Here is a 13,894-nt window from a genome sequence, read left to right as displayed (position 1 = left end):
ATCGATCCCGGCAAACCGTGGCAGAACGGCATGGATGAGAGCTTCAATGGCCGATTCCGCGACGAATGCCTGAGTGTCGAGTGGTTCCGCAGTCGACGCGAAGCGAAGGTCATCGTTGAAACGTGGCGTCGGCACTACAATGCAGTCCGGCCGCATTCGAGCCTCGACTACCTCACGCCGATCGAGTTCAAGCAGCAACACCAGTTCATCAACCAGGGCGCCGTTCTAAAGTAGCGATTGGTCCGAAGATCCCTGGGCAGGTCAAAGCTGCCGTTCGAATCGATTTACGACTGAAGGGCAGCTAACCAATTCATTGCAGACCGGAACGACGCCACGGTGCAATGGCCGCACTGGCCGAGGAGCAGTCATTGCCGAAAGCGACCTTGACCGTCCGGAGTTGGCCGTTTGCTGCCCGGCGTCACTCCCCGTCATGAGTTCCGCACTGGCCAATCGCCGCAACGGCAGCTTACGAAGCTTTCCTGATCGCCTCTTGTGGTAGGCCCGCGTTCCGCCGATCATCCAAGGACTAAGGACGAGGCGCTCACCGCAGGAGGACGACGATGCCCGACGACGGACCCAAGTTCCAGACCATCCAGGTCAGGCCGCTCACCCCGACCATCGGTGCGGAGATCCTCGGTGTGGACCTGAGGCAACCGCTGACCGACCAGCAGTTCGACGAGATACACACTGCGTGGATGCATCATTTGGTCATCTTTTTTCGCGACCAGCATCTGAGCATCGAGCAGCACAAGGCCTTCGGACGTCGATTCGGCGATCTGGACATCCACCCGACCACGCGCATGGAAGGACACCCCGAGATCATCGAGATCAAGGCGGACGAGAATTCGAAGTACGTAGCGGGCGAGGTCTGGCATTCCGACGTCACCTGCAACCCGATTCCGCCCATGGGCTCGATCCTGTATCTGCACAAGATTCCCGAGAATGGCGGCGGAGACACTCTGTTCGCCAGCATGTACCGGGCATACGAGACCCTGTCGGCCCCGGTACGCAGCATGATCGACGGTCTGACAGCGGTGCATGACGGAGACAAGGTGTTTCGGATCCGGCAAGGCAAAACGCTGACCGAAGCACCACCCTGCGCCGAGCATCCGGTAGTGCGCACCCACCCGGTTACCGGACGGAAGGCGCTATTCGTCAATCGCAATTTCACGTCGCACATCGTCGGCATGTCACGCCTGGAAAGCGATGCGCTGCTGGAGATGCTCTACCGGCATTCGGAGCGAGACGATTTCAAGTGCCGTTTCAAATGGCAGCCCAATTCGATCGCCTGCTGGGACAACCGCTGCGCCATGCACCTGGCGATGTGGGATTACTATCCGCAGAAGCGCTACGGACATCGCGTGACGATCGCCGGCACGAAGCCCTTTTAGGTAGGCCGCTCCTGGCCGCTGGCAGCACTAGCCGATCGGGAGTGTCGCCGTATCCCCCATACCCTGCCCGCCCAATCCAGACGAGCGCCCTGCGACGCACGGCAAGGACGGGGTTTCGCGAGGACTGTCGAAAAATCAAAATGGATCCTGGATCGCGTGCGCTTCCGCGCACTGGTCCAGGACGACGCGACGGCGTCGCGTCGGTTCGCAGCGCCGTCCTTGTCGGGCGTCGCAGGGTTCCGATGCCGCAGCGGTAGCGCAGGCAGCGGCGCGAGGAGGGCGGGAAGGGTGTGGGGGATGCGGCGACGGGCGTGGGGATGAGGCGAAAGTTTGGAAAGGCGGTCCTTCGACTTCGCTACCGCTACGCTCAGGACGAACGGAGGGCGTTACTGATCCACCCGCACGCCGGCGGCTTTCACCACCTTCGCGTACTTGACGATGTCCTCGCCGATCTGCCGCGCGTACGCTTCGGGCGTGCTCCCGACCGGATCGATGCCGAGCGTATTGAAGCGGCTGCGCACCTCCGCGTGCTGCACGGCCGCCGAGATCGCGCGCGATACGCGTGTGACCAACGGCGGAGGCGTTCGCGACGGCGCGAGCACGCCGATCACCGGCGGGTAATCGAAATCGCGCAGCCCCGTCACCTCGGCGACGGTCGGCACGTCGGGCGCGTAGGGCGAGCGCTTCAGCGTGTTCACCGCGAGCAATCGCACGCGTCCTGCCTTGACGAACTGAAGGATCGAAGGAAACGCGGAGAACACGAGCGTGACCTCGCCCGCCAGCATGGCGGGAACCGCCTGCGCGGTGCCTTTGTACGGCACGTGCACGATGTCGAGCGCAAGGCCCGATTTGAGCGCTTCGAGCCCGAGGTGCTGGAGGCTGCCGACGCCGGACGAGCCGAACCGAAGCTGCCCCGGTTTCGCGCGCGCGAGCGCGATCAGCTCGGTCAGGGACGAGGCGGGCAGCGCTGCGCTCGCGACGAGGAACTGCGTGGAGGTGCCGATGATGGCGACCGGCGCGAAATCGCGCAGCGTGTCGTACGGCAGCTTCGCATACAGCGCGAGATTGACGGCGGTTTGCGGCGTATCCGCGACGAGCAGCGTATAGCCGTCCGGCGCGCCGTTCGCGACGAGCTCACAGGCCGTAATGCCGCCGGCGCCCGGCCGATTGTCGACGACGAACGTCTGGCCGAGCGTCTCGGACACGCGATGGAAGGCGACTCTCGCCATGGTGTCCGGCAGTCCGCCCGCGGGGTAGGACACGATCGCGCGCACCGGTCTCGCCGGGTAGCCTTGCGCGCACGCGAGCGGCGCCCACATCGCGAGCAGCGGCAGCAGGACGAGCCGTATGCGTGACATCGCCATCGCGTTCATATAATAGCCGCATGGACACGGACGAGCTGGTCGACGACCTCGTCGTCGCGAACCACATCCTCTGCAACGAAGGCGTCGTCGACGGCTTCGGCCATATCAGCGTGCGCCATCCCGATCGTCCCGATCGCTTCCTCTTGTCGCGCAGCCTCGCGCCGGCGGTGGTCGGGCACGGCGACATCATGGAGCACGATCTCGACGGCGAGCCGATCGACGCGCAGGGACGCCGGCCGTATCTCGAGCGCTTCATCCACGGCGAGATCTACCGCGTGCGTCCCGACGTGCAGGCGATCGTCCACAGCCATTCGCCCTCGATCATTCCCTATACGGTCACCGGCGCGGCGCTCAAGCCCCTCTACCACATGAGCGGCTTTCTCGGCATGAACGTGCCGACGTTCGAGATCCGCGACGCGGGCGGGCCGAACACCGACATGCTCATACGCACGCGCGGCCTCGGTGCGGCGCTGGCGACGACGCTCGGAAGCGCGGCCTACGCGCTCATGCGCGGCCACGGGTCGGTCGCCGTGGGCACGTCGATCAAACAGGTCGTGTATCGCGCGATCTACGCCGAGCTCAACGCGAACCTTCAGGCGACTGCTTCGCGCATGGGCGAGATCACGTTCCTCAACGCAGCCGAGGCCGCGAACGCCGCCGCGACCAACGACGACGTGCTCGAGCGGCCGTGGGCGTTGTGGAAGCAGCGAGCGCAACGGTAGCGGTCGACGAAGACCGTATCCATTTCGACTTGCAAGCCCTGACAATGGATTCCCGATAGCCCCGGCTATCGCCGTTCGGGAATGACGACCCACTGTCATTCCCGCGAACGCGGGAATCCATTTCGGCTCGCAAGCCCTGACAATGGATTCCCGACAGCTCCGGCTATCGCCGGTCGGGAATGACGACCCACCGTCATTCCCGCGAAAGCGGAAATCCACTTCGACTCGCAAGGTCTGAATGGATTCCCGACAGCTCCGGCTGCCGCCGTTCGGGAATGACGACCCACCGTCATTCCCGCGAAAGCGGGAATCCATTTCGGCTCGCAAGGTCTGACAATGGATTCCCGACAACTCCGGCTGCCGCCGTTCGGGAATGACGATCGTTCACCGCGTCCGCAGCGTCTCCTGGTCGAACCCCGCGATGCGCTTGTAGCTCTCGGACAGCGCGGCGACCTCTTCGCGGCTGATGACCTCGTCGATGTTGCCGAACGGCTTGTCGCCGGTGCGCCGGTAGACTTCCTGCAGGATCCTGTCGGGCGGCGCGCGGCGGTTGGCGAGCACGACCTCGCTCGTCTTCGGCAGGCGCTCGGCTTCGTAGACTTTCAGCGCTTCGATCGGATCGTCGTGCGTCGCCAGCGCATCGCTCAGGCAGCGCGCATCGAGGATCGCCTGCGCCGCGCCGTTCGCGCCGCGCGGGTACATCGGATGTGCCGCATCGCCGAGCAGCGTGAGGCGCCCGAAGCTCCAGCGCGGCAGCGGGTCCCGGTCGACCATCGGGTATTCGAGAATGGTGTCGGCGCTCGACAGGAAGCGCGGCACGTCGAGCCAGTCGAAATGCCAGTCGGCGAGCGCGCCGATGAAGTCTTCGAGCCTGCCCGGCCGGTTCCAGTCGTTCTTCTGGTATTCGGGCGTCTCGATGTCGACGACCCAGTTGACGAGCTGATGACCGTCGGCATCGACGTTGTTGCGTATGGGGTAGAGCAGGAGCTTGGCGGGCTTGTGCCAGCCGATGCGGCACATGCTCGCGCCGGTGAGGATCGGCGTCCAGCGCGTCACGCCGCGCCACATGTTGATGCCCGAATACCTGGGCTCGCCTTCGTCCGGATAGAGCTGCTGGCGCACGGCGGAGTGAATGCCTTCGCAGCTCACCACGGCACGCGCCTGCACCGGCGCGAGCGGCGCGCCCGTCGCGGCGTCTTCGAAGTGCGCGACGCCGGCCTCGGCGTCGACGTGCGTGCAGCGCCGTCCGAGCACGACGCGGTCCGCGCCGGCGCGCGCGACGAACGCTTCGAGCAGCGCCCGCTGCAAGTCGCCGCGGTGTATCGAGAACTGCGGGTATTGGTAGCCGCCGAAACGGCCGGCCGGCTCGCTGTAGATGTACTGGCCGAAGCGGTTGAAGTAACGGAACTCGCGGGTGATCACGCACAGCCGCGTCAGGGCTTCCTCGAGCCCGAGCTCGCACAGCTCGCGCGAGGCGTGCGGCAGGATGTTGATGCCGACGCCGATCGGCTTCAATTCCCGGGCGGTCTCGTAGATGCGGCAGGGGATGCCCGCACGATGGAGCATGAGGCCGAGCGTGAGGCCCCCGATGCCTGCGCCGATGACCGCGACTTCCATGTCGACTCTCCCTGTCGGCAGAAGCCGTTAATGTCGCGGGTCCCGGGGCCTTTGGAAAGCGCCGCCAGGCGTGTGTTGACATTGTCACACCGGCGTTATAACGTTGATGCGTAGGCGCCCAGCCTAGCCGGGTCCATCGCAGACACCCGGTCCCGAAAGGCGATGACCGTCCAAGCGCTGCTCCGATCCCTCGCGGGAGGAGGCTGCGATGCGTTATCACCTGACCCCCATACACTGCCGTCCCTGGCTCGCCGCCCGCCTGTCGGTCAAGCCGATCGAGAGTCGCGTGATCTTCAGTGGAGGCTCATCATGAGCATCGCACCCGACGATCGTCCGGTCCGTGTCGCGATACTCGACCGGGGAGATGGCGAAGCGCGGCGCAGGTCCGCTCCGGAGGACAGCCGCTTCGTGCCGCTCTTTCGCGCGCTCGCCGATCTGGGCGCGCACGCCGAACGAGCGGTCTTCGACGAAACGTTCGCCGACGCGGTGCGCGAGCAGCTCATGAGCGTGGACGCCGTGCTGGTCTGGGTGAATCCGCTGCAGGACGGGCGCGACCGTTCGGTGCTCGACGCGATGCTGCGCGAAGTCGCCGCCGCGGGCGTGTTCGTCAGCGGCCATCCCGACGTCATCGCCAGGCTCGGGACCAAAGAAGTCCTCCACACGACGCGCGATCTCGGGTGGGGCTCCGATACCCATCTGTACCGCAGCGCGGGCGAGATGCGGGAGGCGCTGCCCGCGCGCCTCGCCGGCGGCGCGCGCGTGTTGAAGCAGCTTCGCGGCAACGGCGGCATCGGCGTGTGGAAGGTCGAGCGCGACGGCGACAGCGCGACCGCCGTTCGCGTGCGGGCGGCCGAGCGCGGCGGCGTCGAGGAGCGCATGACCGTCGATGATCTCGTGAGGCGCTGCGAGGCGTACTTCGACAACGGCGGCGGCCTGATCGACCAGGCCTACCAGGCGCGGCTGACCGAGGGCATGGTCCGCTGCTATCTCGTGCACGGCCGCGTCGAAGGATACGGACTCCAGTCGATCAACGCGCTGTACCCGCCGCCGCCCGGCGCGTCGGTGGAGACCGCGCCTCGACCCACCCCCCGAACCTATCACCCGCCGACTTTGCCGGCCTGGCAGTCGCTCAGGCGGCAGCTCGAAGAGGAGTGGGTGCCGGCGATGCAGCGGCGCTTCGGCATCGAGACCCACGCGCTGCCCGCGTTGTGGGATTGCGATTTTCTGCTCGGGCCGAAGACCGCGTCCGGCGCCGACACCTACGTGCTGTGCGAGATCAACGCGAGCAGCGTATCGCCGTTCCCGGAATCGGCGATCGTTCCGCTGGCCCGTGCGGCGGTGGAAGGCGCGCGATCGCTACCCCGCGCCCGATGACGCGCGGCAGACCTCGATGAAGGACTGCGTCAGCGGATTCTGACGCTCGGCGTGGCCGTTCCAGATCACGCCGGTCTGAATCTCGATGGCCGGCAGGATCTTGCGAAACACCACGTCGGGATGACGGATCTTCGCGCACACTCCGGGCAGGATCGCGATGCCCATGCGCGCGGCCACCATGCCGATCACGGTGACGATCATCTTCGCGCCGTTCACCACGTTGGGGGAGAAACCCGCCGCGTTGCAGGAGGCGATGATGCGGTCGTGCAGACCGGAGCTGTCGGTGCGCGGGAACATGATGAAGGTCTCGGCCTGCAGGTCGGGCAGCCGCAGCGTCGGCTTCTTCGCCAGAGCGTGAGTCGAGGGCAGGACGGCGACCATGGCTTCGCGCTCGATCGGTTCGACCGACAGGGCTTTCACTGTCGACGGCTCGTGAACGATGCCGACGTCGATCGTGCCTTTGAGCACTTCCGCGACCTGCCATCGGCTCGGCAGCTCGCGCAATTCGAGCGACACGTTCGGATGGCGCAGCCTGAACTCGCGCAGCACCGGCGGCAGGATGCCGAGCCCCGCGATGTAGTAGAACGCAACGCTCAGCCGGCCCGATTCACCGCGCTCCGCGCGCCGCGCTGATTCGGCCGCGTTGTTCACGCCCCGCAGGATCTCGCGCACCTGCTCGAGATATTCGCGGCCGGCGCTCGTCAGGGCGACGCGGCGCGTGTCGCGCACGAGCAGCGGAACGCCGATCTCTTCTTCGAGCAGTGTGATCTGGCGGCTCAGCGACGGTTGAGTGACCATCAAGCGCTTTGCGGCGCGGCCGAAATGAAGCTCTTCGGCGACCGCGATGAAGTAGCGAAGCCTGAGAAATGTCATGCCTTCCGGGGAGAACGGGCTCGTGCCGAGCCTAGGTCGCCGACGTCTCGAAAGTGTCTCGACGACCATGCTTATTGCGTATCAATCGATGGAACAAAAAGCATTGGACACGGCGATGTGCGCTCCCTACGCTCGCGCATCTTTTCGTACGGACACGATCTGCCGCGATGCGGTTGTGCGGCAGGGAAGTGCGGGTGGAAGTGAAGCCATTCATCTTCGACGAGCTGTTCCGACTCAACCTGACACTGGCGCCGCCGCAAGGCACGATGGTGGGCGAGGTGCCGGTGCTCACCATCGAAGACGTGCTGCAGGATCCGCAAGCCGTGCGCGAGACCGTCGGCAAGGCGCCCGCGACGAACTGGAGGCTGCTCGAAGGCGGGCGCAACTTCGTCGACTATTACGATTGTCGATTGCGCTTTCCGGTGTTTCCGCCGGTGGGAATCATCGCGCTCGCCCAACACGCGATCGAGCGCGCGTACGGCGTATCGGTGGAACCGCAGTTGAACAGCATCGACGTCAACTGGTTCATGCAGATCGGCGTGCGACCCGCGAACTATGCGGTCCCTCATCACGACGTGATGACTCCGGGCCAGCGGACCTTTACCTGCATGGTGTACCTGAACAGCCCCGACGAATGCTCCGGCGGGACCGCGTTCTTCAGGTTCAGGAAAACGCAGTCGCTGACCGCGGACGAGCGTTTTCAAAAGGTCGTCGATGCCGACGAGCGCCTCAAGGGCAGCAAGGAAGGCGAGTACTGGCCGCCCGATGCGGATGCGTACTGGGAAAAGCTCGGCGCGATCTCGATGGCGACCGGTCGCATGGTGATCTTTCCCGCACAATACTTCCATGCCGCCTGGCATCCGGAAGATTCGTTCTTCGACTTCCCCCGCCTCACGCTGGTTTTCTGGATGGTCGCGTGACGATCCGATAGCAGCCTCGACTGTCGGGCGGCGACGACAGCGCCGTCGATAAATCCCTACGGCATCCGCGCGCGCGGGCGTGCGCCTGTTTGATAAATAATCGACAGACGCCGATGCATGTCCGGGCTTACCCTACATTGGCGCAGAGTGCTGCGCAAACCGCACAAACGTTCTAGCCAATAGCGTTCGCCGCGGGCTATCAATCATCGGCCTTCAATAACGACTAAAAATAATTCGAAGGATCAATGAGTGGCAGTTTCAGGAGTTGGTAGAGGGATCGTCCGATTCGATCGCGATCCCGAGATTGTCGGCGTAGAGAGCGAAAACATCGAAAGCTCCCCTCAGCTATGGCGCCGGTTCCACGATACGTACACCGTTACGGCGGTGGTCGATTCGGCGCGCCTCGCGTGGCGCCGGGGCCGTGATCGCTGCGTCGCCAAGTCCGGCGACGTGTGCCTCGCCGGTCCGGGCGATCTCACCGTCATGACCGCGGTGGCGGCGCCGCAAACCCTCACGTCGGTCCTGATCTCCGCGCGGCTGATGGAGCAGTTCGCAGACGGCTTCGGCGTGTCGCGCCGTCCCGTCACGTGGCGGAGCGCACAGATCGCGGACCACGCACTGTGCTCCAAGGTGGCCGAGCTCGGCGCGAACGTGCGCGATCCCGGCGCGACGCTGCGCGCGCGCGTGGTGCTCGCGGAGATGCTGCGGATGTTGTTCATGCGCTGCGTGGAACGCCGCGGCATGCAGGCCGCGGCGGCGCTGCGCGCGAGCGTGTGGCGCGCGCGCGATTACATCGAGGAGAGCTATCAGCAGCAGCTCACGCTCGAAGATGTCGCGACGGTGGCGGGCGTCACGCGCTTTCATCTCACGCGCATCTTCGCCGCGGAGTTCGGCGTGACCCCGCGCACGTATCTGCTGCACGTGCGGCTGGCGCGCGCGAAGGCGCTGCTCGCGGACGGCGTGCCGGTGCAGCAGGCCGCGGCGGATACCGGCTTCTCGGACCAGAGCCACTTCACGCGGCATTTCCGCAAGACGTACGGAATCACGCCTGTCGCCTATGCGAGCGGGGTGCGCCGTGGCTGACGAGCTCCTGATCCTGTTCATCGAGGACCAGGCGCTCGACGCCGAGCTGTGCGCGCACGAGCTGCGCCGCAGCGGTCTCGACTTCAGCTCGGAGCGCGTCTGCACGCGCGCCGCGCTCATCACCGCGCTGCAGGACGCCAAGCCGGACGTCGTCCTCTCCGATTTCAGCATGCCCACCGACCTCGACGGCTTCGCCGCGCTGGAGCTCACGCGGCTGCACGCGCCGGACGTGCCGTTCATCTTCGTCTCCGGAACGATCGGAGAGGAGCGTGCGGTGGCGGCGCTGCGGGCGGGTGCGACCGACTACGTGCTGAAGGACAGGCTCGAGCGGCTCCCGCCGGTGGTGCAGCGCGCGCTCGAGGAAGCGCGCGCCAAGCGCGCCGCGACCCTCGCGCAGGAAGCGTTGCGCGAGAGCGAAGCGCGCTTTCGCTCCTTCATGGAGCACCTGCCCGGCAACGCCTCGATCTGCGATGCGGACGGCCGCTATACCTACGTGAACGAAGTGTGGGAGCAGACCTTCGGCGTCAGGGCGGCCGACGCGATCGGCCGCCACTGCGACGAGCTGCCGGCGCGAGAAGCGGCCGAGCTCATGAGCGCCTACCGCGAGGTGCTGCGCACGAGCGCGCCCGTCGTGCACGTCACGCGCAGCGGCGGCGACGGCGAAGCCGAAGCGCGCTGGTGGCTGTCGCACCATTTCCCGATTCCGTCGCGCGATGCCGGCACGCCGCTGGTGGGCACGATCGCCGTCGACGTCACCGAGCGCACGCTGCAGGAAGAGAAGATCGCGCGGCTCTCGCGCATACACGCGGTGCTCGGCGGCATCAACTCCGCGATCGTGCGCCTGCGCGACACGCGCGAGCTCCTCGCCGAGGCGTGCCGCATCGCCAAGGAGCACGGCGGTTTCGGGCTGGCGTGGATCGGCAGCGTGGACGAGACGACGGGCGTCGTCACGCCGCTCGCGAGCGCGGGCCTGGCGCGGGACGAGGACATGGCGGCGAGCGGCCTCGTCATCTTCGGCACGCCGCAGGCGGGCGGCGTGGTGCAGTCGATGCTCGACACCCGGCAGCCGGCGATGTGCAACGACATCGTGGCCGAGCTCGACGGCAGGAGCGAGCGGCGCAGGGAAGCGGCGCGGCGCGGCTTCCGGTCGCTCATCGCGCTGCCGCTCGTCGTCGGCGGCCGCGTGACCGCCACGTTCTGCCTGTACTCGAAGGAAGCGCACGCGTTCAACGCCGAGGAAGTCCGGCTGCTGATGCAGCTCGCGACCGACGTGGCGTTCGCGCTGGAGTACATCGAGAACGAGCGCAGGCTCACGTATCTCGCGCAGCACGATCCGGTGACCGGGCTCGCCAACCGGGAGAGGCTCTGCGAGCAGCTCCAGTACGCGCTCGACGCCGCCGAGCCCGACGCCTCCCCGGTGGCGGTGATCGTCTGGGACATCAAGCGCTTTCGCGTCATCAACAACACCTTCGGCCGCGCCGCCGGCGACGAGCTCCTGCGCATCATCGCGGACAAGCTCGCGGCCGCGTGGCCGCGCGTGGAGCACATGGCGCGGCTGTCGGCCGACGGCTTCGCCGGGTTCGTGACCAAGGTCAGCCGCGCGTCCGTGATCGCCCAGTGGATGGAGGAGGCGAGGAGCGCGCTCGCCGAGCCCATCCTGCTCAGCGGCACCGAGCTGCTGATCGCGGTGACGGCAGGCATCGCCCTGTATCCCGCCGACGGAGCGGACGCCGATACGCTGATCGCGAACGCCGAGGCGGCGCTGAAGCAGGCGAAGGTGCGCGCCGACCCGTATGCGTTCTACGAGGCGGCGATGAACGCGAAGGTCGCCGAGAAGCTCACGCTCGAAAGCAGGCTGCGTCGCGCGCTCGACCGCGACGAGTTCGTGCTCCATTACCAGCCGAAGATCGACGTCGCGAGCGGCGGGCTCAAGGGCCTGGAAGCGCTGATCCGCTGGAACGATCCGGAGAGCGGGCTCGTGCCGCCGGGACAGTTCATCGGGCTGCTCGAGGAGACCGGCCTCATCCTCGACGTGGGCATGTGGGCGATCCGGCGCGCGCTCGACGACTGGCGCCACCGGACGCGGCAGGGCCTGCCGACACCGCGCGTGGCGGTGAATGTCTCGGCGATCCAGCTTCGCCGTCCCGAGTTCGTCGAAGTGGTGAAGGACGCGCTCGGCGGCGGCTCGCTGCCGCACGGTCTCGACCTCGAGATCACCGAGAGCATGCTGATGGAGGACATCGAGGGGAACATCTGGAAGCTGCGGGCGTTGAAGCAGCTCGGCATCAATCTCGCCATCGATGACTTCGGCACCGGTTACTCCTCGCTCGCCTACCTCGCGCAGCTTCCCGCCGACGCGCTCAAGATCGACCGCTCGTTTGTCACGACGATGATCGACCGGCCCGAGAGCACGACGATCATCTCCTCGATCATCTCGCTCGCGCACGCGCTGCGCATGCGCGTCATCGCCGAAGGCGTCGAGACCGACGAGCAGGCGCGCCTGTTACGCCTGCTGCAGTGCGACGAGGTGCAGGGCTACGCGTTCGGCCGCCCGGTGCCCTGGGACGAATGTTTCGCATCCGCGCGGTGAGCGCGGAGCCGCTCGCGCGCGCCGCCGCGAACCGCGCGCCGGCGGAAGAACGCTTGTCGATCCGGCGCCGCATCGTGCTCGTGGTGATGGCGACGGCCGGTGTCGCGCTCATGGCGGCCTGCGTCGCGCTGCTGCTTCTCGACCTGCGCTCGTACCACGCCGCGCTGGTCGCGGACGCCGAAACCCAGGCGCAGATCGTCGGCAGGGCGAGCGTGGCCGCGCTCGGTTTCGACGATCCGATGGCGGCCACCGAGAACCTTTCACTGCTCAAGACCCGCCCCGGTATCAGCGCGGGCGCGCTGTACAACACCAAAGGCGTGCTCTTTGCGACTTACGCGAGATCGCCCGCCAGCGCGACCGGTTTCCCGCCACTGCCCGAGGCCGACGGCAACCGCGTGCAGGACGGCGAGCTCGTCCTGTGGAAGCGCGTCGTCAGCGACGGCGAGATCCTCGGCACGGTGTATCTGCGCGCCGATTACGGCGCGTTGTCGCACGTGGCGAGCTACGCGCTCGTCGCGGTCGTGGTGCTGGCGGGCGCGATGCTGCTCGCGCTCGCGGTGTCCGCGTGGCTGCAGCGCTCGATCTCGGCGCCTTTGATGGCGGTGCGCGACGTGGCGCGGCAGGTCGTCGAGACGCGCGACTTCTCGCTGCGCGCGCCCAAGGAAAGGGATGACGAGCTCGGCTATCTCGCCGACGCGTTCAACGACATGCTCGCGGAGATCGAGCGCCGCACCTCGGCGCTCGAGCAGTCGAACCGCACGCTCGAGCAGGCCGAGGAGGCGTTGAGCCGGCTGAACGCCGAGCTGGAAGAGCGCGTGGGGCAGCGCACGCAGCAGCTCGAGGCGGCGAACAAGGAGCTCGAGAGCTTCAGCTATTCGGTCTCGCACGACCTGCGCGCGCCGGTGCGCGCGATCGCGGGATTCTCGAAGATGCTCGCGGAGAGCCATGCCGCGCACCTCGACGCCGAAGGACAGCGCAAGCTCGGCATCGTGAGGAGCGAGGCTGCACGCATGGGCGCGCTCATCGACGATCTGCTCGCGTTCTCGCGGCTGGGCCGGCAGTCGGTGCAGAAAGCCGCGGTCGACATGGAAGAGCTGGTGCGCATCAACTTCGAGGCGCTGCGCAGCAGCGGCGGCGCGGAGCCCGAGCTTCATCTCGGCATGCTGCCGAAGGCGATCGGCGACCGCAGCCTGCTCGCGCAGGTCTGGATCAACCTGCTGTCCAACGCGATGAAGTTCTCGTCGAAGCGCGAGCACCCGAGAATCGAGGTGAGCGCGATCAGCGACGACCGCGAGTACACCTATTTCGTCAGGGACAACGGCGCGGGCTTCGATCCGAAGTACGGCCAGAAGCTGTTCGGCGTTTTCCAGCGCCTGCACCACGCGGAGGATTTCCCCGGCACCGGCGTGGGCCTTGCGCTCGTGCACCGCATCGTCACGCGCCACGGCGGGCGCGTCTGGGCGGAAGGCGAGCCGGACAAAGGGGCCACGTTCTACTTCACGCTACCGAAAGAAGCCGATGGAACAGTTTGAGGACGTCGAGATCCTGCTCGTCGAGGACAACCCGCTGGATGCGGAGCTCGGCATCGCCGCGCTGAAAGGCGACCGCGTCGCCAACACGATCACGTGGGTGCGCGACGGCGAGGAGGCGCTCGAGTACCTCTTTCGCACCGGCCGCTACACCGAGCGCAGCGACGTGCCGCCGCGCCTCGTGCTCCTCGACCTGAAGATGCCCAAGGTCTCGGGCATCGAGGTGCTGCAGGCGATCAAGGGTGACGAGCGCCTGAAGCGCATCCCGGTCGTCGTGATGACCTCGTCGCAGGAGGAGACCGACCTCGCCCGGACGTACGATCTGGGCGTCAACAGCTACATCGTGAAGCCGCTCGACTTCAATACCTTCGCGGAAGTGACGCGCCAGGCCGGCTTCTACTGGCTCGCGATCAACCGCAGCGCGGATTGAG

At 66.7% G+C, this 13,894-nt stretch carries 12 protein-coding genes; 9 read left to right on the top strand and 3 right to left on the bottom strand.

The features are described 5' to 3' along the window. Together VHP37_25135 and VHP37_25130 are read left to right on the top strand one after the other, a co-directional pair. A partial coding sequence (locus VHP37_25135) for a transposase (protein ID HEX2829654.1) occupies positions 1-234 on the top strand: 234 nt, incomplete at its 5' end. 326 nt (positions 235-560) lie between these two features. Continuing rightward, a complete protein-coding gene (locus VHP37_25130; GenBank protein HEX2829653.1) occupies positions 561-1,391 on the top strand; it encodes a TauD/TfdA family dioxygenase in 831 nt (276 codons plus the stop codon). A 386-nt stretch (positions 1,392-1,777) separates the two neighbouring features. On the opposite strand, the gene VHP37_25125 is transcribed toward VHP37_25130, so the two are convergent. After that, positions 1,778-2,749 (bottom strand): tripartite tricarboxylate transporter substrate binding protein, encoded by a 972-nt coding sequence (locus tag VHP37_25125; protein HEX2829652.1) that lies wholly within the window; start codon positions 2,747-2,749, stop codon positions 1,778-1,780. Between the two features lie 26 nt (positions 2,750-2,775). Between VHP37_25125 and VHP37_25120 the strand changes: the two genes are divergently transcribed. Further along, positions 2,776-3,477, top strand: coding sequence for a class II aldolase/adducin family protein (locus VHP37_25120; GenBank protein ID HEX2829651.1), 702 nt, complete (start codon positions 2,776-2,778; stop codon positions 3,475-3,477). A gap of 384 nt (positions 3,478-3,861) precedes the next feature. Here the strand turns inward: VHP37_25120 and VHP37_25115 are convergent, their stop codons facing one another. Next, positions 3,862-5,094, bottom strand: a complete 1,233-nt coding sequence (locus VHP37_25115) for a flavin-dependent oxidoreductase (GenBank protein HEX2829650.1) — start codon at positions 5,092-5,094, stop codon at positions 3,862-3,864. 309 nt (positions 5,095-5,403) lie between these two features. Here VHP37_25115 and VHP37_25110 point away from each other — a divergent pair, with 309 nt between their 5' ends. Then, positions 5,404-6,468 carry a Cj0069 family protein gene (locus VHP37_25110; protein ID HEX2829649.1) on the top strand — a complete coding sequence of 355 codons (1,065 nt, stop codon included), beginning with the start codon at positions 5,404-5,406 and terminating at the stop codon, positions 6,466-6,468. On the opposite strand, the gene VHP37_25105 is transcribed toward VHP37_25110, so the two are convergent. Beyond that, positions 6,451-7,410, bottom strand: a complete 960-nt coding sequence (locus VHP37_25105) for a LysR substrate-binding domain-containing protein (GenBank protein ID HEX2829648.1) — start codon at positions 7,408-7,410, stop codon at positions 6,451-6,453. The genes VHP37_25110 and VHP37_25105 overlap by 18 nt on opposite strands. A 125-nt stretch (positions 7,411-7,535) precedes the next feature. On the opposite strand from VHP37_25105, the gene VHP37_25100 reads away from it, so the two are divergent. From VHP37_25100 to VHP37_25080, 5 genes are all read left to right on the top strand, one after another. Further along, positions 7,536-8,261: a DUF6445 family protein gene (locus tag VHP37_25100; protein ID HEX2829647.1), complete on the top strand. Its 726-nt coding sequence runs from the start codon at positions 7,536-7,538 to the stop codon at positions 8,259-8,261. Between the two features lie 384 nt (positions 8,262-8,645). Next, complete coding sequence (locus tag VHP37_25095) at positions 8,646-9,344, top strand: AraC family transcriptional regulator (GenBank protein ID HEX2829646.1); 699 nt, start codon at positions 8,646-8,648, stop codon at positions 9,342-9,344. Continuing rightward, the gene (locus VHP37_25090) at positions 9,337-11,934 is read left to right on the top strand and encodes an EAL domain-containing protein (GenBank protein HEX2829645.1); all 2,598 of its coding nucleotides are present in this window, start codon (positions 9,337-9,339) and stop codon (positions 11,932-11,934) included. The genes VHP37_25095 and VHP37_25090 overlap by 8 nt, the downstream gene beginning before the upstream one ends. After that, positions 11,913-13,466 (top strand): ATP-binding protein, encoded by a 1,554-nt coding sequence (locus VHP37_25085; GenBank protein ID HEX2829644.1) that lies wholly within the window; start codon positions 11,913-11,915, stop codon positions 13,464-13,466. The genes VHP37_25090 and VHP37_25085 overlap by 22 nt, the downstream gene beginning before the upstream one ends. Then, positions 13,453-13,893 carry a response regulator gene (locus VHP37_25080; GenBank protein ID HEX2829643.1) on the top strand — a complete coding sequence of 147 codons (441 nt, stop codon included), beginning with the start codon at positions 13,453-13,455 and terminating at the stop codon, positions 13,891-13,893. Before VHP37_25085 ends, VHP37_25080 begins: the two co-directional genes overlap by 14 nt. Position 13,894 lies beyond the last annotated feature (1 nt).

It is taken from the genome of Burkholderiales bacterium (genome assembly GCA_036262035.1).
Classification (GTDB): domain Bacteria; phylum Pseudomonadota; class Gammaproteobacteria; order Burkholderiales; family SG8-41; genus JAQGMV01.
Note: the sequence above shows the minus strand (reverse complement) of the source record. Positions and strands in the feature narration are given on the sequence as shown.